22 protein-coding genes are annotated in these 23,798 nt (G+C 42.0%); 8 read left to right on the plus strand and 14 right to left on the minus strand.

Annotated elements, in window-relative coordinates; all coding sequences use genetic code 11:
• Nucleotides 1–1,057 precede the first annotated feature (1,057 nt).
• The 6 genes from C5470_RS23615 to C5470_RS09335 all read right to left on the minus strand — a co-directional run bounded on the left by C5470_RS23615 (nt 1,058) and on the right by C5470_RS09335 (nt 5,560).
• A complete protein-coding gene (locus tag C5470_RS23615) occupies nt 1,058–1,243 on the minus strand; it encodes a hypothetical protein (RefSeq protein WP_166288093.1) in 186 nt (61 codons plus the stop codon).
• Between the two features lie 105 nt (nt 1,244–1,348).
• Complete coding sequence (locus C5470_RS09315; RefSeq protein WP_166287842.1) at nt 1,349–1,519, minus strand: hypothetical protein; 171 nt, start codon at nt 1,517–1,519, stop codon at nt 1,349–1,351.
• Between the two features lie 426 nt (nt 1,520–1,945).
• Nucleotides 1,946–3,229 carry an FAD-dependent oxidoreductase gene (locus tag C5470_RS09320; RefSeq protein ID WP_166288096.1) on the minus strand — a complete coding sequence of 428 codons (1,284 nt, stop codon included), beginning with the start codon at nt 3,227–3,229 and terminating at the stop codon, nt 1,946–1,948.
• Between the two features lie 2 nt (nt 3,230–3,231).
• Nucleotides 3,232–3,486 (minus strand): (2Fe-2S)-binding protein, encoded by a 255-nt coding sequence (locus tag C5470_RS09325; protein ID WP_166288099.1) that lies wholly within the window; start codon nt 3,484–3,486, stop codon nt 3,232–3,234.
• Nucleotides 3,483–4,613, minus strand: coding sequence for an NAD(P)/FAD-dependent oxidoreductase (locus tag C5470_RS09330; RefSeq protein WP_166288102.1), 1,131 nt, complete (start codon nt 4,611–4,613; stop codon nt 3,483–3,485). Before C5470_RS09330 ends, C5470_RS09325 begins: the two co-directional genes overlap by 4 nt.
• Nucleotides 4,610–5,560 carry a 4-hydroxyproline epimerase gene (locus tag C5470_RS09335; protein ID WP_166288105.1) on the minus strand — a complete coding sequence of 317 codons (951 nt, stop codon included), beginning with the start codon at nt 5,558–5,560 and terminating at the stop codon, nt 4,610–4,612. Before C5470_RS09335 ends, C5470_RS09330 begins: the two co-directional genes overlap by 4 nt.
• 340 nt (nt 5,561–5,900) lie before the next feature.
• Between C5470_RS09335 and C5470_RS09340 the strand changes: the two genes are divergently transcribed.
• From C5470_RS09340 to C5470_RS09360, 5 genes are all read left to right on the plus strand, one after another.
• Nucleotides 5,901–6,764 carry an AraC family transcriptional regulator gene (locus C5470_RS09340; protein ID WP_166288207.1) on the plus strand — a complete coding sequence of 288 codons (864 nt, stop codon included), beginning with the start codon at nt 5,901–5,903 and terminating at the stop codon, nt 6,762–6,764.
• Between the two features lie 360 nt (nt 6,765–7,124).
• Nucleotides 7,125–8,030, plus strand: coding sequence for a tail fiber protein (locus C5470_RS09345; protein ID WP_166288108.1), 906 nt, complete (start codon nt 7,125–7,127; stop codon nt 8,028–8,030).
• 403 nt (nt 8,031–8,433) lie between these two features.
• Entirely contained in the window at nt 8,434–9,354 is a 921-nt protein-coding gene (locus C5470_RS09350) for a dihydrodipicolinate synthase family protein (RefSeq protein ID WP_166288111.1), read from the plus strand.
• Nucleotides 9,355–9,395: 41 nt separating this feature from the next.
• Nucleotides 9,396–10,979, plus strand: coding sequence for an aldehyde dehydrogenase (NADP(+)) (locus C5470_RS09355; RefSeq protein ID WP_166288114.1), 1,584 nt, complete (start codon nt 9,396–9,398; stop codon nt 10,977–10,979).
• 107 nt (nt 10,980–11,086) lie between these two features.
• Nucleotides 11,087–12,688 carry an APC family permease gene (locus C5470_RS09360; RefSeq protein ID WP_166288117.1) on the plus strand — a complete coding sequence of 534 codons (1,602 nt, stop codon included), beginning with the start codon at nt 11,087–11,089 and terminating at the stop codon, nt 12,686–12,688.
• Between the two features lie 193 nt (nt 12,689–12,881).
• On the opposite strand, the gene C5470_RS09365 is transcribed toward C5470_RS09360, so the two are convergent.
• The 6 genes from C5470_RS09365 to C5470_RS09390 form a co-directional block, all read right to left on the minus strand.
• Nucleotides 12,882–13,619, minus strand: coding sequence for a class I SAM-dependent DNA methyltransferase (locus tag C5470_RS09365; protein WP_152962187.1), 738 nt, complete (start codon nt 13,617–13,619; stop codon nt 12,882–12,884).
• A gap of 523 nt (nt 13,620–14,142) precedes the next feature.
• The gene (locus C5470_RS09370) at nt 14,143–14,979 is read right to left on the minus strand and encodes a siderophore-interacting protein (protein WP_339916318.1); all 837 of its coding nucleotides are present in this window, start codon (nt 14,977–14,979) and stop codon (nt 14,143–14,145) included.
• A gap of 138 nt (nt 14,980–15,117) precedes the next feature.
• Nucleotides 15,118–16,206 carry a histidine kinase gene (locus C5470_RS09375; protein WP_242687863.1) on the minus strand — a complete coding sequence of 363 codons (1,089 nt, stop codon included), beginning with the start codon at nt 16,204–16,206 and terminating at the stop codon, nt 15,118–15,120.
• A 208-nt stretch (nt 16,207–16,414) separates the two neighbouring features.
• The gene (locus tag C5470_RS09380) at nt 16,415–16,573 is read right to left on the minus strand and encodes a DUF2474 domain-containing protein (RefSeq protein WP_133813203.1); all 159 of its coding nucleotides are present in this window, start codon (nt 16,571–16,573) and stop codon (nt 16,415–16,417) included.
• Nucleotides 16,554–17,561 carry a cytochrome d ubiquinol oxidase subunit II gene (gene cydB, locus C5470_RS09385; protein ID WP_166288126.1) on the minus strand — a complete coding sequence of 336 codons (1,008 nt, stop codon included), beginning with the start codon at nt 17,559–17,561 and terminating at the stop codon, nt 16,554–16,556. The genes C5470_RS09380 and cydB overlap by 20 nt, the downstream gene beginning before the upstream one ends.
• Entirely contained in the window at nt 17,551–18,888 is a 1,338-nt protein-coding gene (locus C5470_RS09390; RefSeq protein WP_166288129.1) for a cytochrome ubiquinol oxidase subunit I, read from the minus strand. Before C5470_RS09390 ends, cydB begins: the two co-directional genes overlap by 11 nt.
• Nucleotides 18,889–19,018: 130 nt before the next feature.
• On the opposite strand from C5470_RS09390, the gene C5470_RS09395 reads away from it, so the two are divergent.
• From C5470_RS09395 to vapC, 3 genes are all read left to right on the plus strand, one after another.
• Complete coding sequence (locus tag C5470_RS09395) at nt 19,019–20,431, plus strand: aminotransferase-like domain-containing protein (protein WP_166288132.1); 1,413 nt, start codon at nt 19,019–19,021, stop codon at nt 20,429–20,431.
• 179 nt (nt 20,432–20,610) lie between these two features.
• Nucleotides 20,611–20,841 (plus strand): type II toxin-antitoxin system VapB family antitoxin, encoded by a 231-nt coding sequence (gene vapB / locus C5470_RS09400; RefSeq protein WP_166288135.1) that lies wholly within the window; start codon nt 20,611–20,613, stop codon nt 20,839–20,841.
• On the plus strand, nt 20,841–21,242 hold the full coding sequence (gene vapC / locus C5470_RS09405; RefSeq protein ID WP_036847669.1) for a type II toxin-antitoxin system tRNA(fMet)-specific endonuclease VapC: 402 nt from the start codon (nt 20,841–20,843) through the stop codon (nt 21,240–21,242). Before vapB ends, vapC begins: the two co-directional genes overlap by 1 nt.
• Before the next feature lie 139 nt (nt 21,243–21,381).
• Here vapC and C5470_RS09410 read toward each other — a convergent pair whose 3' ends face one another.
• Together C5470_RS09410 and C5470_RS09415 are read right to left on the minus strand one after the other, a co-directional pair.
• A complete protein-coding gene (locus C5470_RS09410; RefSeq protein ID WP_242687865.1) occupies nt 21,382–22,197 on the minus strand; it encodes a hypothetical protein in 816 nt (271 codons plus the stop codon).
• A gap of 458 nt (nt 22,198–22,655) precedes the next feature.
• Nucleotides 22,656–23,462 carry a hypothetical protein gene (locus C5470_RS09415; RefSeq protein ID WP_166288138.1) on the minus strand — a complete coding sequence of 269 codons (807 nt, stop codon included), beginning with the start codon at nt 23,460–23,462 and terminating at the stop codon, nt 22,656–22,658.
• Nucleotides 23,463–23,798: the final 336 nt, after the last annotated feature.

Consider the following 23,798-nt stretch of genomic DNA (forward strand, 5'->3'; position numbering starts at 1 on the left):
AATTAAATTCGTCCTTGATATAAAAAGTTTTAATACTCCAACATTCGGGATTTTAAATAATCATGGCAAGTTAGGTAAATGTAAAATAAGTATAATATAAAATCGTGGATAAATGACTTAAACAGGGCAGGGTAAATAAAATAAATCCCGCCATGAGTTTTATGATAGGCAGAATTTAAATAGTTATTAAAAGTTATTTTTTTAATTAATGGTTTTAAGTGGTATAAAGTTTTAATTATTTTTTTACCTCTTTTAATGCCGGTTTTTTGTTAAGTTTAATCATCATCGGATATTGTTTTTTACGTTTTACGAATGCGCATCATATTCATTTTTTATTTTTACTGACACGGTTAAATAACCGGTGAGAAAACGCTTGAATACCCATTTGTTCGGATAGTATTTTATTAAGTGCAGATTTCTTTTTAACCCGATATTAATGGTTAATGATTTCCGATTAAATGCCATCAACTATTCTTTTGAAAAGTGGAATTTATTAATTTAAATCTGATCTTGATATAAAAACTTTAATATGCCGGTATTCGCGCTTTTAAATTATTAGGCAAGTTAGGAAAATGTAGAATAAGTGGAATATAGAATCGCGGATAAATAAATTAAGCAGGGTAGAGTAAATAAAGCCAATCCCGCCCTGAATTTTATGATAGGCAGGATTTAAATGGTTATTAAAAGTCATTTTTTTAATTGATGGCTTTCAGTGGTATAAGGTTTTAATTGTTTTTTTACCTCTTTTAATACCAGTTTTTTAAGTTTAATCATCATAGGATTACGTTTAATAAACGCGGTTTATATTCATTTTATTTTTACTGACGCAATTAAATAACTGGTAATAAAGCGTTTGAATACCTATTTGTTCGGAGAGTATTCTTTTACGTGCGGATTCTTTTCGACTTTCAATTAATGGTTAATGATTTTCAATTGAATGTAATTAACTGTCTTTTTATAAAATAAATCACTTTCTTCATCTTCATACTGCCCACAAAACCGAAGATTGCAGCTGACGGTTTCCTCTTTCCGGGCTGAGACGGTCCAGAACTCTGATTCACCCTAGGTGAACAGCCTGCCCGCCCATTTGGCGCCGAACAGACCGGAAAAGTGCGCGGTCGAGCGATACACCCGGTTCAGCGCCAGCGGCAACAGCCCCGGCAGGGCGATCACCGGCCAGATTTGGGTGATCCCCGCCGCTGCTGAGGACTAACAGGCTAACATCCTGCCAGTCGTGGGGCACCTTCACTGTGCCGGCATTGAAGTGAAACGGGATGAAGCGGGTTTCCTGGGTCATAGTGGGGTCCTGATCATCATGTTAAGGTGTTTGGGGGGCCGGGTTACTTGTTCATATTGATGTTGCGGCCCAGCACAATGACGCCGCTTGCATTGATTTCAATACAGGCGGTAATCCACCGGCAGTGAGGGTAAAGAGTAAGCCGCTGGCGCTTTGCGTTTTTAACCGATCGGCAATGTGTTTGGCGCCAGATGGCCTGGGTTGATTTTTCTGGAATGACATCACGTCCCCTTAAATTTTTCATGAGGATATTTAACGCACAGACCTTCGGTCCGGCGTTTTTTGCGTGTAGTCATAATAATCAAGGGGTTAAAGAGACCGCCTTGGGGAAGAACATGAAGACAATGAGGTTGCTAGCAGTCTGTTGCTGGTAGTCTTGTTGAAAACCTTCATTGAGCACATCAAGCGGTAACCTGGGCTGCTATGCCATTGGTGACCTAAGCGATAGTAAAGACAAATAATGAATAGTTTTATCTGTTTAATATCTAATCAGTAAAATATAACAAAAAATTTACTGCGTCTTGTTTGTTTGGTTGGTTAATATCCGATCAATTTTAAAAATGTGATGCATGTCACGAAATTTTTTGTGCAGTGCGGCTGTAACGGAGTCAGCGCCGTTTTGTTAAAAATGATCAAGCCCCTTCATGATTAATCAGTTGTTTTATCAACTTCCGCAGTCAGCGTTTCAAGGCTAACAGGCGATAGTGGGATGCGAGGGGATGGTATTGCCCAATGTTTGATATCGTGGAGAATGGCGGAACAGATTTTTCCCTGACAAGCCCCCATGCCGCACCGTGTTGCCATTTTTGCACTATGCCAATCCTGAAATGGTTCAAGTTCTTTTAAACGCACGTCTTCACAACGGCAGATCAATGTATCGGGTGTAAGTGCTCGTATGATCTCTGTATTCAATTTAAACGTCTGTGCTGCTGTTGCGGCAAAACGCCGCCATTTTATCCGTTTTTTCTGCCATTTTTCAGCCAATGTGTATTTACCACTCGCGGCAAACCCAGCAACAAATCCTTCACAAAGTGCAAGTTCACTGCCACCAATACCGGTACATTCTCCTGCTGCATAGACACCAGGTATCGTCGTTTGTTGCCACGCATCTGTTTGAATATTCCCTTGTTCATCCAGCAAGCAACCAAACAATTGCGCTAATTCCGTATTTGGTCTTAAACCAAAACCGCAAGCCAAACGCGTACAGGATAATTTCTGTTTTTGCCCTTTATTGCTGATATACACCCCAGTTAACTTTCCTTCTGCTGAGGCTTCCACTCCCAACACCATACTGTTTTTGTAATAATTTTTAAGAGGTACGAGAGTGATGGCTTGACGCAATTTTTCTGGCCAATGGATCAGTTGCAAGCCAAACCAAAATAAGCGGTGCAAAGGCGTTTGTTCAATGATACCAACTACGTTCCCTCCCGTTTTTTTCACCGTTTCTGCAACTGCAAGCAAAAGCGGGCCGCTACCCGCAATAACAACACGCTCACCCGTCATAGGTAGGCCATTTTTTATCAGTGCTTGTAACCCTCCAGCTCCCGTGATACCCGGTAATGTCCATCCAGGAAAAGGAAGTACTTTTTCTTTGGCTCCGGTACAAAGAATGATGCGTTGGTAGTGAATAATTTGGTGCTTACCTGCTGTTTCAGCAATCACGCATTGGTTGTCTACTGCAACCACTTTACAACCGGGTAAATAGATTAATGCATCTGCTGATAGCACTGATAAATAATGTTTTGCCATCGGTGGCAATGCATGAAATGGCCCTTGACGCCAAATTTGCCCGCCGGCTCTGGGATTGTCATCAATCAGGATCACGGATTGCTGTCCCTGTACAGTAGCCTGTGCGGTAGCTAATCCCGCAGGTCCTGAGCCAATAATCAGCACATCACAGTGCAGTACCGTAGAAGATGGTGATGTTGCCATATTCAGATCCTCTCAACTTTCATATCAGTTTCACAAACGGTCTGGCACGCCATACGACGGCGACCATTAATCATCAAACGGCATTCCTGGCAGATCCCCATACCACAGAAAGGCACTCTCAATTGATGTGATACAGACATACGGCAATGCTCATCACCGGTATAAGCCAGTGCCGCTGCAACCGTAATCCCCGCAGGAACTGTGATCATTTCGCCATCAATAAACAATGCAATAAATGGTGGTTTTTTGAGTGTCATGGCAACCTCTTTTGACGGGCCATAGGGGTAAAACGAGCAGGTTGGTAAGGTGATGGATCAATCTCTGTTTTTCTATTTAGCATCAATGCAGAAATGATTCTGGCGCTGCCCGGTGCCGTCGTCACCCCTAATCCTTCATGGCCTACTGCCAGCCATAGCCATTCATAATCGGGATGTTGTCCCAATAGCGGCAAGCCATCCGGAGTTGCAGCACGAAAGCCGGACCAGCAACGTAAGATATTCATCTGACCTAGCTGGGGTAAAAAATAAAGTGCGCGTTGGAGCATAGAACGCAGTAGGGCAAGATCAATAGTGTGTTTTTCGTTATGAAACTGGCGTGAGGATCCAATTAAGAGCTGACCAGTAGGGCGGGCCTGGACGTTAAAAGCGGTTGACGTACCATCTGGGGCATGCGCACTGGCGCTATATCCTAATTCCACCAATTGATGTGTGATGCAGGTAGGGTAACGATCTGTAATTGCTAATTGCCCTTTTTTAGGAACAATAGGTAATTCAGGTAACAGATGTATGCTCCACAACCCATTTGCCAATAATATTCTCGGTGCGCAATATTTTGTTCCATCACGCAACACAACGGTTTGAGGTTCTAAGGCGTGTACTTGCCCTTTAATGAACTGAATCTTTTCATTACCGGCAGCAAGAAACCAGTGTACAACATTCGGTGCATAGATAATCCCATCCCCTGGAACACATAAACCACCCGCTATTCCAGTTCTTACCATAGGTTCCATCTGATGAACCTGTGTCGCTGTCATCAGAGTATTCTCAATGCCATAGGTAGCAAGACGTGCGCTTTTTTCCTCAGCAAGTTCCATTTCATTTTCTGCATCCGCCAGCCAAAGTGTACCGCATCCACGCCATGCACAATTTTCTGGCATATATGGGGTGAATGTTCGCCATATATCCAATGAATAACTACTCAGTGCCAATTCAGCAGGGTTATCGTCCATACACACCAGATGTCCCATTCCTGCCTGTGTCGCTCCTTTACCGCCATCATCAATCACAGCAACGCTCAAACCATCCTGTATCAGTTGATAAGCGCACGCGGCGCCAATGATACCTGCGCCAACGATGATGATGTCCGACATTTGAGGTGGGGTCATACGCTGATCCCCCAGACGAAAGGATCGTTCTTCGCAATGATTAATTGGTTATCACCGTAAACATATGCTGTTCCCCGGATCACCGGGGCAATTTTCTGACCAACCCATTGATATTGGGCTTCAAAAACACTCCCAATAATGCTGGATTGTCGCCAAACCTCACCAGGCTGCAATTTTCCATCCGCCGCCAGGCAGGCTAACTTGGTACTTGTTCCCGTGCCACATGGTGAACGGTCATAGGCTTTCCCCGGACATAACACAAAATTGCGGCTGTCAGCATTGTTATCAGGAGCAAACAATTCAATATGGTCGATACACTCGCCATTTTCGCCAGTAATCCCTGCTTGTTCCAGTGCCTGCCTAACGGCCCAACTGTATTGCGTGAGTTCATCGATATGGTGGGTGGTTAACGAATAACCATGTTGACTGATCAGAAAAAACCAATTTCCTCCCCAGGCAATGTCCCCGCGGACATCACCTACACCAGGCACATTCACAGTGATATTTTTCTGATAACGATAAGAGAGGACATTATGAATAGACACCGTTTTATCCTCGTGGAGCACTGCCTCCACAAGACCAACAGGTGTCTCAATTTTATATTTGCCAGGTTGAAACCAGCCCAGATGATGGAGGGAGGCAATAAGGCCCATAGTACCATGGCCGCACATGCCCAAATATCCTGCGTTATTAAAGAAGATAACGCCTATATCTGCGTCAGGTGCAGCGGGCGGACACAAGAGTGCGCCGACCAACACCTCATTCCCTTTGGGTTCAAGAATGAGAGCTTTGCGCCAGTGATCAAATTCGGCTTCAAAGCGTTGCCGCTGTTTGGCGACAGTTCCTTTGCCAAGAGATGGAAATCCCTCTATTACGGTGCGCGTGGGTTCTCCACCTGTGTGTGAATCAATGACGCGAATAATCTGATACTCATTTTTCTCTGCCATAAGGCCACCAAATTAACGTATTTTTAACAAATGGTGGCGTACTATTTCCCTTGCCGCTTGATGCATTTCATACCGCAACATGCCGAAATCAGCACAATGAAAAAATCACTGAATTATCATTTAAACACCATGAAAAATAATGATTTAAAAATTAAATGGATAAATAAGAACGATCGGAATAATTTTCTGTGATAATTATCACATGAAAATAAAATAGTTCTTTTGAATATTGCGGATACGTAGAGTTTGATATTTATTTTGATCTTTTTAATCAAGATAAATAACAAAATACACGCGTTAAAAATCTTATTTTAATGATAATAGACTGGAGATATTGATGATGAATATAGCCCATGACAGCCTATACCAGCACAATGAAAAAAACGGCATTGGTACAAGTGACCATGATGTTTGTAATATTGAGTTTTTATCAACACTGTGTAGTGGACTTGCTAATCACAAACCCAGTCACCTGCAAGATATTCTCAATGCGGTTGCTTTAATTACACCATTGCTGAATGCAATTCCTAGTGTGGTTTTCTTTATCAAAGATACCAAAGCACGTTACCTGATTGCGAATCTTACGCTGGCTACACGCTGCGGATTTAAATCGATCTCTTCGCTACTGGGTAAAACTTCCGCCGAAATCTTTCCTGCTCAGATGGGCAGTTGTTACACCGAACAAGATTTACGTGTATTACACCAAGGGGTAATTATCCAAAACCAACTGGAGCTCCATTTTTATCATGGACGCAAAACAGGTTGGTGCATGACATATAAATTGCCGTTGTATAATCAATATAATCAAGTTATTGGTATGGCGGGAATTTCTCATGATCTGATGGAAGTTAAGGAAAACCATCCCGTGTACCAAAAACTGGCTATCGTTGATGATTATATTCGTGAACATTTTGATCGAACAATTCGTCTCGAAGAGCTGACGAATCTAACACATCTCTCGGTTGCTCAATTGGAACGTTACTGTAAACGCATCTTTCACCTGACGCCCCGGCAGATGATCCACAAAATCAGAATTGAAAAAGCGTCTGAATTGCTGGCGACAGAACTGCCTATCACCGATGTCGCCTTGCAATGTGGTTATACTGATCACAGCGCATTTACCCGGCAATTTAAGGCGTTAACTGGAATCACGCCCAGTAATTTTCGCCAGTCAATGGGCAGGAGTCATTTGCCACTTGCCTGATATATCCATCCTTTTGTGGTCCAATTTGTTGTTTTACTGCCACGACATTGGGTTAATTCATTTAAATTAAATAAATGCGCTTTTATAATCATCTTTAGATATTAATGGTCATTTCTAATTATTATAATAAATTTAATTAATTGATTTTTAAATCATATCTTTTTAATGAATTTTAGATGTTAAATATAAATGGATTTAGTATATCTTTGGTTGGAAATATTAGGTTTTTACTCTTGGGATTATATAAAAATAATCAGCTTTCTGAGTTATAAGAGTGTTTTATTATTATTTTATTGAAATACACTGAATTGTGATAAGTCATCTATAAATCGATAATATTATTTAATTTAAGGAGTATATATGAGTCAGAAAAATGATTTTAAAGCTTTTTCTATTAGTTATAATGCTAATGTAGTGAGTCAGAGGTTATATGAAGAAAGTAAGGATTTACTGACTGGGTTTCCACCAAATGATGTTTCCACTCATATGTTAAATAAGGCATTGCGTCAATCGTCAACCATATCAGCTGTTGTGGCTAATTTTATTGCGACACAATCTGGTGATGATGTTTTGGATGATGGGGATATAGCTAAACTCACCGCACAATTAAATAGAGCTTTAGAACAAAAAACCACAATAAAAGTTCCCGATGCCTCATTAACACAAAAAGGGGTTGTTCAGCTTACAAATGTAATTGGCAATAGCGACACATTGGCGGTTACACAAAAGCTTGTTCAGGAAATAATAAATTCATTGCGTGAAGATATTAATAGTAGTAAAACCAACGACATACCCGTGGGTACTCCTATTCCCTGGCCTACTGCTATACCGCCAGTTGGGTGGTTGCAATGTAACGGTGCGGTTTTTGATAAGTCGAAATTTCCGGAATTAGCGAAGGCCTATCCTGATGGTAATTTACCAGATTTAAGAGGAGAGTTTATTCGCGGCTGGGATAGTGGTCGAGGTGTTGATAGTGATCGTAGGATTTTATCATCGCAGGGCGACGCCATTAGAAATATCACAGCATCAGTAGAAGGACGTACAGTAGGCTGGGTGGGAAGAATATTTTCAGGCGATGTATCTGGAGCATTTGCAACATCAGGTGCATACGGCCCATACGGTGCAGATGATTATCGGTCAATTAGTGAAGCAGGTGCACGTGATCGACTTGCAGTGTTATCGTTTGATGCATCTCGTACTGTGCCGACTGCGAATGAAAATCGCTCCCGCAACATAGCATTTAATTACGTAGTGAAAGCAGCATAATAATAGAACAAAAATATTCTTTAGAACCTGCAGTGGCAGTATTAGGTAAAAATGGGCAAGACTCTTCACAGACTCTTATTATTGGGTAGCCGAAGGTGCTGAGGTAATAAGTAAGCCGGTTAGTCCGGCTTCAATGCTTTCCGGTAGTCATGGCGGTCGTAATGCTTGGGTAAGTTTATACATATGTGTGTACATGATGTTTTCAGGAATTATCTGGCCCAGTAACAATCCCTCAGCTTTAAGTTTGTTATTCCTATTATGCTGATTTCGTCATTGTTCACTGCGAAAAGTGACAAGCTTCTTTTTGGCGAAATAGCCATCATTCAGTCAAAACCAATGAGTCACATTTTATTAACAAAATAAAAACAATTTGCATGTCAAATATCAATCAAAGGATAAGACTATGAGCAAGAAAAAGGTTAACTGGCATGGTGTTTTCCCGGCAGTAACAACCCAATTTAACCCCGATTTTTCCATTAATTTGGATGCCACTCATAAAGTGATGACAAACCTGATTAAAGATGGGGTTTCCGGTTTAGTTGTCAATGGCTCCGTGGGGGAAAATACTTCCCTGTCCATGGAGGAAAAGCGCGCTATCGTTGAACTCGCGGTGGATGTGACTGCTGGGAAAGTTCCTGTTCTTTCGGGTATTGCAGAACTGACCACCGACAATGCGTGCAAAATGGTCTCTGAATGCCGCCAGGCAGGTGCTAATGGGGTGATGGTTATGCCACCACTGATTTATACGCCAACACTTAAAGAAAGCAGGGCATATTTCCGTACCATTGCTGCCTCTACTGATTTGCCCATCATGCTATATAACAACCCCCTGCTGTATAAAAATGACATTACGCCAAAAATTCTGACATCTCTGGCCGATTGCGAAAATATCGTTGCGTTTAAAGATTCATCAGGCAATACCCGACCTTTTAGTGATATTCCCAATGAAGCAGGTGATCGCTTCATTCTTTTTGCTGGTTTGGATGACGTCGTTTTAGAGTCAGTCGCCGTGGGCGCAGAAGGTTGGATTTCAGGTATGTCGAATGCTTTTCCTCGGGAAGGGGAGACCTTATTCCGTCTGGCTAAACAGAAACGTTATGAAGAAGCCAGGGAGTTATATCGCTGGTTTATGCCTTTGCTGCATCTGGATTTCCGTCCTGATTTGGTGCAATGCATCAAACTGTGTGAAGAAATGGTTGGCCGTGGCAGCGCGATTACCCGCCCACCCCGTTTACCACTTGAGGGGGAAACATTGGCTGAAGTACGTTCCATTGTAGAAAAAGCCCTCGCAAATCGTCCTTCATTGCCTGATGTAGGTCTGTAATAACCCATCGCGCCCATTTTGATCCCCTTGGAGGAATCGCTATGTCAATAACACATTCAGGTATGCAGTTTATTGGTGGTCACAGGCAAGCAGAGGGAGAACGTTGTTTACACAGCCGGCGGGCAGTGGATAACTCATCAATAGGTTATGTGTTCTATCAGGCGACAGTACATGAGGTCGATCTTGCTGTTCAAGCTGCCGCCGATGCCTTTACACGTTATAGCCAAACATCATTAGAAGAACGTGCCGATTTTTTAGATAAAATTGCGGATGAAATCGATGCTCTTGGCAATGACTTCATTGCCCTTGTATCGGAAGAAACGGCTCTTCCGCCAGTCCGACTTCAGGGCGAACGGTTGAGAACGAGCGGGCAAATGAGGCTGTTTGCCACGCTGTTACGCCGTGGTGATATTCATGCTGCCCGCATTGATACGGCACAACCTGAGAGAAAACCGCTCCCCAGAGTTGATATTCGCCAGTGCTATATTCCTCTTGGCCCTATTGCAGTTTTCGGTGCCAGTAATTTCCCTTTGGCTTTTTCAACCGCGGGGGGTGACACTGCGTCAGCATTAGCAGCGGGCTGCTCCGTTGTTTTCAAAGCACATAGCGGTCATATGGCAACCACCGAAATCATCGCGCAAGCCATTGAACGCGCTGTCATCGCCACACAAATGCCCGCAGGTGTATTTAATCTGATTTATGGCAATAGTGTGGGGGAGGATCTCGTCAAACACCCAATGATTCAGGCGGTTGGTTTTACCGGTTCACTCGCGGGTGGGCGTGCATTATTCAATATGGCTATGCAGCGACCACAACCTATTCCGGTTTTTGCTGAAATGTCGAGTATCAACCCGGTCATTGTGCTGCCAAATGCTTTAATACAGCGGGGAAAACAAATTGCCCAAGAACTGGCAAATTCATTCACATTAGGTTGCGGTCAGTTTTGTACTAAACCGGGAATGATTTTGGGTATTCGTTCACCAGAATTTGATCGATTTATTGCTCAATTAGCGCAGGACATCACTCTTCGTCCGGCACAGTCAATGCTAAACCAAGGCACATTACTCAGCTACCAAGAAGGTATTCATCAACTGGATAATGAACCCTTAATGACGCAGTTAGCCACTGGTGAACATCATGAAAATCAGGCAACTACGATGCTGTATCGTGCAGATATTGCTTTGTTGTTGAATAAAAATGCTCTGCTGCAAGAGGAGGTTTTTGGTCCTGTTGTTATTGTGATTGAAGCTGAAAGCCAGCACCAGCTTTTACGCGCAATTGACTGTTTGCAGGGGCAGCTTACCGCGACCTTGATTGGTGAACACGATGAATTAGCTAATTCGTATGAACTCAGCCGACGATTACAGAACATCGCTGGCAGAGTGGTTGTCAATGGCTACCCGACAGGCGTTGAAGTCTGTGATGCCATGGTTCATGGTGGGCCTTACCCAGCGACTTCAGATGCGAGAGGGACTTCGGTTGGCACATTAGCTATCTGGCGTTTTCTGCGTCCGGTATGTTTCCAAAACTATCCCGAATCCTTACTTCCCCCAGCACTGCAAGACCGTAATCCGTTAAATATTTCCCGATTAATCAATGGGGTGATGAGCAAGGATGCATTGTAAATCAGTTTAATACTTGCATTGCTGTTAGTTATGCACATTGCGCCACTGTCACGCGAAATTACCCTACTGGCGTATATCAAATAAGAAACAGAAAAGAGCGAATAATTATGGCGCCATATGAAACCTCTCCACTGCCGAAATCCAATTCAGGGCAGGGAAAATTTAAGAAACAGTTAACACTTACGGATTTAACTTTCATCGGATTAGGTGCCATTTTTGGTTCTGGCTGGTTATTTGCTGCCAGTCATGTGTCTGTTATTGCCGGGCCAGCAGGGATTTTTTCCTGGGTAATTGGTGGTATCGCTGTGCTCTTACTCGGCATTGTGTATTGCGAATTGGGTGCAGCTCTGCCGAAATCAGGTGGCATTATTCGTTATCCGATGTTTTCTCATGGTGAACTCATGGGATATTTAATGGGTTCTATCACCTTAATTGCGTTTTCCAGCCTGATAGCCATTGAAGTTGTCGCTGCCCGGCAATATGCGGCTGCGTGGTTCCCTTTTCTCAGTCAGCCGGGTTCTGGTGATCCGACTCTGGCAGGCTGGTTGGTTCAATTTATTTTATTAGCATTTTTCTTTTACCTTAACTACAACAGCGTAAAAACTTTTGCGAAATTCAACAATATTATTAGTCTCTTCAAGTTCATCGTTCCGCTGCTCGTTATTGCTATCCTTTTTAATTATTTTAATCCGAGTAATCTGCAAGTTCATGGATTCTCCCCGTTTGGGATCTCTGGTGTTGAAGCCGCGGTTTCAGCGGGCGGTATTATCTTTGCTTATCTTGGCCTGACGCCAATTATTTCTGTTGCCGGTGAAGTGGAGAAACCGCAAAAAACCATCCCTATTGCTCTTATTCTGTCTATTTTACTGTCTACGGTCATTTATGTTTTATTACAGTTAGCTTTTCTTGGCGGAATACCCTCTGATCTGCTCTTTGGCGGCTGGAACCAAATTGGGCAATATTTTTCACTGCCGTTTCGTGATATAGCCTTAATACTCGGTGCGGGATGGCTCGCTTTTTTGGTGGTATGTGATGCAGTGATCTCTCCAAGCGGCACTGGGAATATTTATATGAATGCGACTCCGCGTGTTATCTATGGCTGGGCAAAAAGTGGCACGTTATTTAATGTGTTTACCCATATCGATGAAAAATCGGGAATACCACGTCCTGCACTCTGGTTGACGTTTATTCTTTCTATTTTTTGGACATTACCTTTTCCTTCATGGGAAAAACTTATCAGTGTTGTTTCAGCAGCGTTAGTCCTGAGCTACGCATTAGCGCCAGTCACGGCCTCTGCTTTACGCCGTAATGCCAAAGGGATGAAACGCCCTTTTTATGTTAAAGGGTTTATCATCATTGGCCCGCTCTCTTTTATTGTTTCCGCCTTCATTGTTTACTGGTCTGGTTGGAAAACCGTTTCCTGGCTGCTCGGATTACAAATTATCTTGTTCTTCATCTACTTGTTATTCAAAAACAGAGTCCCCACAGGCAAAGTGAGCCTGCGCCAACAGATAATCTCTGCCTTGTGGCTGATCGGTTTCTACAGTGCCATGATCATTTTGTCCTATCTAGGCACATTTGGTGGGAAAGGCATTATTCCTGCACCCTGGGATATCGTTGCAGTGGCAGTGATGTCTTTGATTGCCTTTTATTGGGGAACCTTTAGCGCTCTGCCCAACGCTATTTTACCAACGGAAGATGAGGATTGATTAGAGTGCTAATGGAACATTTTGATTGCTTCTCTTCCTAATTGGGGTAAAGCCTGTTCTGGCTTTACCTACCAACCTATCTGGAAAAAACAACCCCCATTATTTTGAATGAGGTTTGTCAGCGGTCTGAAATCCCTCGATGAAAATCGAGGGATTTGTGTAGGAAAGACAACGGATCTCGGGGATTATCTTGTTAAAACTGACAAATAAGAGCTGTATCAAGGCAATTTCGTTGATAATCATCCCAAAAACCTAGGGGATAATCCTCAATATCGCTTTTTAACAGCATTGGTTTTTGCCATCTAAATTGTTTGAATCCCGCTTTTTGGATAGCCGCTTGATACTGTTCACGACTCCAATGATACATGGTGAAAGGGCTGGGTGGTGTGGTAAGAAATTCAGCTCTCACGAGAGTTGTGTCTTTCACGGGCTCTTTACTCAGAATTTTTATACAATAATTTTCATAATTCACTTTTTCTAATCGACAATCAGGTTCAGCGGTATACGCAATGAGTTTACCTGAAGGCTTGAGATGAGCGGCAATGACACGGAACATAGTTTCAAGGTCTTCAATAGATTCTGCATGGCAGAATAACCAGGCTGCATTGACTATGTCAAATTTGCCAAATGACTCCATCTTGCAGACATTTCTTACGTGAAATTCGATATCGTCACCGTATTGTTGTGATTTGCTTTTCGCAATTGCTATCATGTTATCTGATATATCGACTCCAATGACTTTTGACGCACCACGATTTTTGTATTCTCGACTAAAAAGGCCATATCCACAGGCTAAATCTAATACTGATTTCCCGTGTATATCTCCTGCCAGATCGAAGACAGTTCTGATTTCTACTTTGATATGGGCAGCAGCATCTGAAAAGCTCTCGTAAAGATGTGCAATAGGATCATATAAAGTGTTATCTTTCATGTTTTTTATCCTTAGCTAAAGGTCAAAGTACTTTATTTATCGAAGAGATATTATTTAGTATGAATTTAATAATTACTGAAGGTCTTTCTCTTATTATATACTAATACGTTAGTGATGAATTAGATATACCCGTTATCTTTCAAGTTGCCTCTTTGTTGGCTGCTTTCACTCACCCCAGTCACAGAGTTATCTATGCTCTTGGGAATACCTATAATATGTTTCGTAGAACTATTATTTTTATAATAATTATATCGTGTCATCAATTGTTGAAATAAGCGATACATACAAGCAACTGTCTTGAGCGATAATTTATGAGGTAGCCCGGTGATACAACTCATCCTATTCTGCGTTCTTTCTGAGCATTGCATTTAGCGATTTGGTTCGGCACACCAAATCGCTGGCTGGGTAATAAAAAACCAAAAGTGGAAAGCAGGTATACCTATTGATCACACCGTTAAGATTCCTGAAAAAATCTCCCGGCGTGATCTTTTGCCTATTATGACTGGCCGAAATTATGCACTAATCATAGCGCAAAGCTATCCATCACTTCATGGCGCAGCTCGTGATAACCTTCTTCATTAAAGCCATGTCTCCAGTAAGGGATAGCATACAGCTGGTGGCGTTCATAACCTTTTTCACGGCGAACATAGCGACGAAGCGCTTTTACCATTTTATCTTCACCGGCAAGCCAGAAAGTGACATCTTCTGTTGGTAATGACCAGGATTTGAACGTGGATACCATCTTGTCAGTCACTTCAACACCGCCGGTAATCCAGTGGATTGTTATTCCCGCCGGTTTTTTCAACTTCTGAATATCTTGTTCACTTTCGATACGGATAATCACCTGCCCGGCAGCGTCTGGTTTCATTGTTTCCAATAGCGCCGCAATTGCCGGCAGGGAACTTGGGTCGCCGGCCATATAATAGTTGCTGACTTTTGGCAGTAGTGGATCAGGGCCTCCGGGGTTAGTGATGCCGATCCAGTCACCGATTTTGGCTCTGTGAGCAAACTCCACCGCCGGACCGCCATGGTCATGCAGTGCGAACTCAATATCGATCTCTTTTTGTTCGGAACGGAGAGCCCGAACAGTGTAAGCACGGGTAACCGGGCGCAGTTCTTTTGCCGGCCATATTGGGCCTTCTGGGGATAGAGTGGGTAAGATCGGTTTGGTCTGTCCCGGAAGAGGTAAAAATATTTTTACCAGCCCGCCTTCGCATTCAGTGGGATAAGTGTCCAGGTTTTCACTTTCGAAAGTAATGCTGCGCATATTGGGGGTTACGTCGAAAATTTTTTTTACCTGAACAAGCCTCGGTGGTGCAGGGCGGTAAATATTTTTCTCTTCAATTGTTTTATTCGCCACGTAAAATTCCTCTGGAAAATTTATCGAAGGTAATGATCTGATAAAGCAAAATGCAGTGTAACAGTAATTAACACAAATGCTAATCATTATCATTCAATAAGTTGCACTGATGCCAGTAATTTGATTTATCTGTCTTTTTCAATCCAGTGATAACTGAATTTCTATTTCTGTACCACCATTTTTACGGTTTTTTATCTGTAATTGTCCACCGATAAGAGTGACTCTGTCTTGCATAATAGCCAGTCCAAATCTGTTTTTATCAATTGCATTTAGATCGATGCCTCGGCCATTGTCACTGACAACAGCAATGATTTTGTCATCAATAGGATAAATACGGATACTGATCCAGTTTGCATTGGAATGCTTGTAGCAATTGTTTAAACACTCCCGGATGATTTGTAATAAATGCTTACAGTAACTGTCAGGGATGTGCTGATGTGTCAGACGGTAATTGAATTCAATATTGAAGCCCAGACGATGGTTAAACTCATTAATCAACGTCTGTAAAGATTCTTGCAGATTACATTGAGGCTGTTCGTTCCTGAAGGTTGCTAATAATTCTCTTAGCTGGCGGTAAGCGATATTCAACTCGTCCTTAATCATATTGAGTGAGGTTAAACTTTGCTTGGATAAGTTATCACTACCGATATACAGGCAATTAACCTGAATCTTAAGGAAAGAGAGCGATTGGGCAATTGAATCGTGGAGTTCACGGGAAATAGCTGCCCTTTCTGCTGCCAGGATACTCTGATGGTGGCACTGGATTTGGTTTTCCCGTAACAGTTTATTCGTCATTAAGGCAACCACATTCTGAACCAGGCTTTTTTCATCGGGAGTCAGATCGCTATTTCTGTGTGTTTTTATCCAGAGTGTCCCATAGTTATCAATATTATCATCCAGATTCCATCTCATAATCAGAGGCATATCGAAATAGGGGCACTGGTGGGGATTGCGGAAGAAATATTCTTGTTGCGATGGATAAAGGATGATTTTGGCTTCACAGAAAGGGATCAGGCGATTGAGATGAGAAAAAATCTCCTGTAGCTTTTCAGGAAGAAGTTTACAGTTTTGTAGTTTGAAATGGCTTTGACAGAGGAAATCCAAATGACCATTTTTTTGTTTCAGGGCGTTAATTTCTGCTTTGTATCTTGAATGTTGCCATTCTTTGACAGGAACAGAGTTATATACTACTTTTATCAGGAAATACACATTTGTAATGCTTAACATTATCAGTAACGGTAGAATTAAATCTTGAGTAGACGGTTTGTTAATCAACAGCAGTATAAAAAGTAAGAATAAATTTATAATAGAGTTGATTACAAACAACTTTTGGTTTTTGAAGATAGTGTTATTTGAACTTGTTTTCATCAGATTAAGATTCCGTTCTGCAATACTGATGAAAACTTTAGCTCAAATTATTAAATAGTGTTAACAATTACTTTAATTTCATGCCTGCTGCTGTCATCAGAAGGCGAAATAGTGTGGAGACAGCAAAAAGCGCCATCACACTGCAAAGCCAGATTATCGCCATCCAGCCTATCCGTTTCCATACAGAAGGGCGTTGGATATTTTGATTAGTGGTAGCCTTGTTCATGGTTCACTTTCCCCCGGAAAACGTAGTAGCTCCAATAGGTATAAACCAGGATCGCTGGGATAATCAGCAGGGCGCCAACCAGCATAAAACCTAAACTTTGTTGTGGTGCCGCGGCTGCTTCATAGCTGATTGTCGGTGGGATCAGGTTAGGCCAAATACTGATGCCCAATCCACTGTAGCCAAGGAAAACCAGCAACAGCGCTAATAGAAACGGTGTGTAATGGGTTTTGCGTTTGATGGAGCGCAATAGTTTCCAGCCCGACCATACCACTAACAGCGGTACAGGGAGGAAGAACAATAAATTAGGTAAGCTGAACCAACGTTCCGCAATTGCCGGATGGATTAATGGTGTCCACAAACTGATAATGGCGATGACAGCTAGCATCAGAAGAATGAGTGGGCGGGCTACACGGTACATCGCCTGTTGCAGATGGCCTTCGGTTTTCATAATCAGCCAGCCGCAGCCTAACAGGGTGTAAGCAACGATAAGCCCAAAGCCACAGAACAGCGGGAACGGTGAGAACCAGTCAAAATAGCCACCGGCATAAGCCCGGTTTTCAACAGGGAACCCCTGAATAAAGGCACCAACCACAACTCCCTGAACGAAGGTGGCAATCACAGAACCACCGATAAAGGCTTTATCCCAGATATGACGATGCTCAGGCGCGGATTTAAAACGAAACTCAAAGGCGACGCCACGGAATATCAGGCCAAATAGCATTAATGTCAGGGGAATCGTCAGTGCATCAAGTATAACGGCATAAGCCAGAGGAAAAGCACCGAATAAACCCGCACCCCCAAGTACCAGCCAGGTTTCGTTACCATCCCAGACGGGGGCGACACTGTTCATCATTAAATCACGGTCGCTGTCGCTTTTAACCGTGGGATAGAGCAGCCCAATCCCAAGATCAAAACCATCCATGACAATGTACATCATGGTGCTGAACACAATGATGATGAACCAGATTAACGGCAGATCAATACCCATTTTCTAACTCCTTTTTGGGGCCTTTGCGGATAAGTTTCATCATATAGGCGTAACCCACACCAAATACCGAGCTATAAACCACGATAAACAGCAACAGGCTGATGCTCATATGGATTTCACCGTGTGCGGATACAGCGTCTTTAGTGCGTAACAGACCATAAACCACCCATGGTTGACGGCCTATTTCTGTGGTAAACCAGCCGGCAAGAATGGCGATCAGGCCGGAAGGTGCCATCAAAAATATAAAACGCAGGAAGGGTTTTGATTGGTAAAGCCGTTGCTTATAACGTAACCAGAGTCCCCAGCAACCGGCAATGATCATCAGCATACCCAGGCCGACCATCACTCTGAATGACCAGAAAACCATCAGGGCATTTGGTCTGTCTTCCGGTGGAAACTCTTTAAGAGCAGGAACCTGTTTATCGATGCTGTGAGTCAAAATCAGGCTGGCGAGATATGGGATCTCCACGGCATAATGCGTCTCTTCCCGTTCCATATCAGGAATACCGAACAGGATCAGCGGAGTCGCTTCGCCGGGACGATTTTCCCAATGGCCTTCCATTGCCGCGACTTTAGCGGGTTGATGCTTGAGTGTGTTAAGACCGTGAGCATCACCAATCAACGCCTGCAAAGGCGCAATAATCAGGATCATCCACATCGACATGGAGAGCATTTTTTTCATTGCTGTCGAGTCATTGCCTTTTAATAAATGCCATGCCGCTGAAGCTGCAACAAAGAATGCTGAGGCAAGGAATGCCGCAGTACACATGTGAGCCAGACGGTATGGAAAGGAGGGATTGAATATGACTGCGAGCCAGTCGACGGGGACGACCTGATTATTGATAATTTCGTGGCCTTGTGGGGTTTGCATCCAGCTGTTGGAGGCCAGTATCCAAAAGGTGGATATTAGAGTACCTAGCGCAACCATACAGGTGGCGAAAAAATGTAACTTCTCACCCACACGGTTCCAGCCAAATAGCATCACGCCAAGAAAGCCCGCTTCAAGAAAGAACGCGGTCAGCACTTCGTAAGTCAGCAAGGGGCCAGTGATCGAACCGGCAAACTCGGAGAAAAAACTCCAGTTGGTGCCGAATTGATAAGCCATAACCAGGCCGGAAACCACGCCCATGCCGAAGTTAACGGCAAAAATTTTCGACCAGAAGTGATATAACTCTTTGTAATCACTATGACGGGTTTTTAGCCATAATCCTTCCAGTACCGCTAAAAAACTCGCCAGCCCAATCGTGATTGCTGGAAAGATAATGTGAAAGGAGACAGTAAAAGCGAACTGAATTCTGGCCAGTTCCAGGGCACTTAAACCAAACATAGTGACCTCTTATTTTAGTTTGAATAAAGGCAGGAAAAGTATGTGGGTAAGTAGAGCATGAAAAAAATAACTATAATAGTGACAATTTTCTGTATATTAACTATAACAGTTTCCACGGAGGTCTGAACTTATGACGCGTTATGAACAATTTGCCAGGCAAATTCTGCAACATATTGAAGATGGTACCTGGCTGGTAGGCGATAGATTACCTTCTCTGAGAGAGTCAGTGAAATTATCGGGTTTGAGTTTGATGACGGTTGTTCAGTCGTATCAGTTATTGGAAAGTCAGGGATGGATCGCTTCCCGGCCTCAGTCTGGTTATTATGTCACCAAGCGTTTACAACCATTTGCGGCGGCGAAAGGGGGAAAGCGATTACATCTGAGCGAAAGCGTAGAAATAAGCGCTTCTATTTTTGATGTATTACAAGCGTGCAAAGATCCTTCGATTATTCCTTTTGGTTCAGCATTCCCGGATCCATCCTTATTGATTCAGCCTAAACTTACCAAAGCGTTAGCGGCAGTCGCCAGGCGAATTGCGCCGCATAGCTCTTTAGCTAACTTACCACCGGGTAACGATAAGTTACGCCGTAACATATCGCGCCGCTACGCGATGCATGGTATTCATGTTTCTCCTGATGAAATTGTCATTACCGCCGGTGCGATGGAATCATTGAGTTTCAGTTTGCAGTCAGTAACTGAGCCGGGTGATTGGGTGGTCATTGAATCACCGGCTTTCTATGGTGCTTTGCAGGCAATTGAGCGTTTACGCTTAAAAGCGGTGGCAATAAAAACCGATCCGCAAAACGGTCTTGATTTAGATGCGTTGGAGGAAGTACTGCAAAAATATCCGGTAAAAGCCTGCTGGTTAATGACTCACTTCCAGAATCCATTGGGCGGAACGATGTCTGCCGAAAATAAATTACGATTGGTGAATATCCTTAACAGTAACCAAATAGTACTGATTGAAGATGATGTGTATGGTGAACTCTATTTCGATCAGCAACGGCCTGTACCGGCGAAAGGGTTGGACAGTGAAAGCAACTTTATGCATTGTTCTTCGTTTTCTAAATGTCTGGCACCCGGATTCCGGGTGGGGTGGGTCGCGGCAGGAAAGCACGCCAGAAAAATCCAGCAGTTACAAATGATGAGTACCGTTTCTGCCAGCATGCCGACACAACTGGCTATTGCCGATTATCTAGCCGAAGGGGGATACGATAAACATTTGCGCCGTCTTCGCCGTATATTGGAACAGCGTCAACACCAAATGCTACGGGCGATTGGTGACTATATGCCTGCATCAGTGAAAGTGAATCGCCCGAAAGGCGGGTATTTCCTCTGGCTGGAATTTGAGCCACTGTTCAGTGCCGAGCGGCTTTATCAACTGGCGTTGGCGGAAGGGATCAGTATTGCGCCTGGCAGTATGTTTTGTACCAGCCAACAGTTTAACCATGCCTTTCGTCTTAATGCCTCTTTTGATTGGAATGAGGAAATGGAACGTGCTATGCAGACTTTAGGCCATCTTTGCCATACTTTAATTGGCTGAATGTGGATAATAACTATAACACATTGGTCAGGGTGAAACTTAGTTCAAGCGCTACAGAGGAAGGAGCAAGCCACATATAGAGTGCTTAAATAGAAAAAATCAGGTATATCCCTTTGACATATTTCTCCTGGTGCTTATTATGGATATATAAGAAGTATATCCCTATGGAGGAGGATCTTATGGCGCAAACAACAGTATTTAAAAGTAACCGTTCTCAAGCAGTCCGACTTCCCAAAGCTGTAGCTCTACCGGAAGAAGTGAAACGGGTTGATGTGGTGGCTGTGGGGCGTACCCGTATTATCACGCCCGCTGGTGAGTCTTGGGACAGTTGGTTTGACGGTCCTGGTGTGACTGCCGATTTTATGGCAGAACGTGAGCAGCCGCCAGTGCAAGAGCGTGAGGGGCTCTGATGCTGAAATACATGCTTGATACTTGTATCTGTATCTACACTTTCAATAACCGGCCCCAGAAGGTGCGTGAAGCTTTTTTGCGCCATCATGGTCAACTGTGTATCAGTACTGTGACATTAATGGAACTGGTGAAAGGGGCGGAGAAATCAGGAAATCCAGAGGCCAATATGAAGTTAATTGAGGAGTTTGCTGCCAGGTTGGAGGTGCTGAATTTCGATAGTAAGGCTGCTGTGCACTCAGGTCAAGTCATTGCAGAGCTTGAGCGCAATGGTTTGTGCATTGGGGCTTATGACAACCAGATAGCAGGACATGCCAGAAGCCAAGGACTGATTATCGTCACCAATAATGTGCGTGAATTTGAGCGAGTTTCTGGTCTTCGCGTGGAGAACTGGACCAACTAAGGGGGTAATTACTGTATTTATTGCTTGTTTTAATAAAGTGTTTTATATCAGAGATATTCATCATGGTGTCCACGATGAATTTGCGGACACCGTTTTGTCAGTTATTTCACTATATCAACTTATTCTATACAACGTGCCCTTACTTCTTTTCTTTCTTCCTGGTTGTCATATTGTTAATCCAATCTTCTAATGTTTCCTTCTGCGCTTTCTCGAATGCGGGCCGCGCATTTCTCCATGCTTCGTAACTCAGTTGATATTCTGCTTGCGGTAGAAGGTAAGTAGATTGGAATTCGATAGTGCCTTTATTATCGTCTAAAGCGATTATTGAAAACTCAGACCAATATAAGAAGCATGATACACCTCTTGACGATGTGGCAAGCACGTTTTGTACGAAATTAGATCGAGTTTGCTTTTTACCCGCATATGATAACGCAGCGAGAGCCAGTTGTCTCAAGGGGGTTCTCATCTGGTCTCTCTCCAGATAAGTTAAACCTTGGAAGCTTTCCAGGAAAGAGTTGATCAAAACATCCATATTACGGCTTTTTTGGACAACATTTTGTACGCTTTTTGATATTAAGGAAAGGATCGGTACACCCGATAATTCTTTTGTAAATGCAAAGAAGTGTTCTTTATTACCTTTGCCTTCAGGATCTAAAGGATTATAATCTGAAACTGCACGACATATATTGACTATAGTTTGCAGACCTTCGGTAACGCTTACCGGATATTTATATGATGTAGCAGATTGTTTTGCAAGTAGTGTATAATTTTCTGTAGCTGCGGCGTTAGCTGGACTTTGTACTTTGGAATAATCTTCAAGATCGGAAGTATCTGTGAAAATGTTATCTGAGTGTTGCCAATCTTTCAGCAACCTTGTTCCTCCTTTCTCAATATGTTCCATCCATTCTTGGGATTTTTTTACTGCGTAATCAGGATTGCTTAAGATATTTTCCATGATTTTTATCCTTTATAGGTTTATTAAACAAGATATTGAATGTCAAAATACTGTTGAAAATAGGGAACAATATTGAGTCCTATTTGCAACAATGCCTATGTAAGCTTATGTTTTATCTTAAAATCTTTCGTTAATAGATTTTAAACGACTAATAAACACACTTTTCTATGAGCCAATTATATCTATAAGTGAACGCTTTTCATTATAAAATATTGATGATGGATAGTATGTAATTTAATTTATTTCTCATTGATAAATGATTGTTTATGTGTAATTTTCATATATTCTGATGATATATCTCTTTTATTATATCATCGTTATATTTTTTTATTGGAAATTAGTCATTTTATATGATAACCATGATTAACATTGGGAATTTATTTAAAATACTCTCGAAATATATTTGTAATAATTTCGTTGATCTGGATCAACTAATCTGCTTATAGAAATATTTTAATTTATGTTTTTAGTCTGGTTGTCATACAATCAATTAAATATTCGATTGATATTTTATTTTCTTTCTCGAATGTTGGTCTTACATTTTCCCATGATGCTTGACTGAGATTATATTCTGCCTGTGAAAGTTTATAACTAGATGTGAATTTTATAGTACCTTTATTATTCACTCTCTGTATTGTTAACACAGAGGAATACAATATAAGTGAAGCGCCATTTGGGGGTTTAGTAAGAGCGTATTGTACGAAATTAGATTGTCTTTCTTTTTCATCAGCATATGATAAAGCAGTATTAGCCAGCGCTTTTAGATAGGTTTTGATTGTAATTTTATCCTGAGGAGATAGACCTCTAAAGACTTGAACAAAAGAATCGATTAGGATATCGGTATTATGGCTTTGTTGAATCACAATACTTGAGTCTGCCCACAGTAAAGAGAGAAATGGAACATTCGTTATTTCTTTTGTGAATGCAATAAACTTCTGCGCATTGCCATTACCTTCAGGCTTTAAAGGGTCATAACCTGCAGCTATCCGACATAAGTTAATGATAGTTTGCAAACCCTCAGTGACGCTTACTGGGTATTTATATGATGTAGTAGATTTCTTTGTAAATATTGAGTATTCATTTGTTGCTGCTATACTGGCTGGGCTTTGCACATCAGAAAGATTTTCAGGTGCCGCGGAATGAGAAAAAATGTTATCGGGATATTCCTGTGTTTTCAGGTATCTTAGTTTTCCTTGTTTAATATACTCCAGCCACTTTTGAGCCTTTTTAAATTCATAGTCAGAGCTGGTTAATATATTCTTCATGATTATTTTCCTTATAAGTTTATCTAATTAACTATTGAATATTTATTTTTAATCCAGGTTAATTCTGTCTTCAGGAAATATAATTTATTTTAGATCAATAAGATATGGTTTTATTTTGTGTAATAAATGTTTTTTCTAAAAACCGGTAATATCTATGTCCATTGTATAGAAATTGCATCTATGATATTTCCATAATAGTTTAAAAATACAGTATGTAAAGTTTATTATCATAAAATTTGTTTTTAGAGTATTATTATAAAAATAACTCTTTATTATACAGATGGATAATGCATTTATATCTGCTAATAATTTATTTTACTATCAATTGTATATTTG

The sequence above is a fragment of the Photorhabdus stackebrandtii genome, assembly GCF_011189495.1.
Classification (GTDB): Bacteria; Pseudomonadota; Gammaproteobacteria; order Enterobacterales; family Enterobacteriaceae; genus Photorhabdus; species Photorhabdus khanii.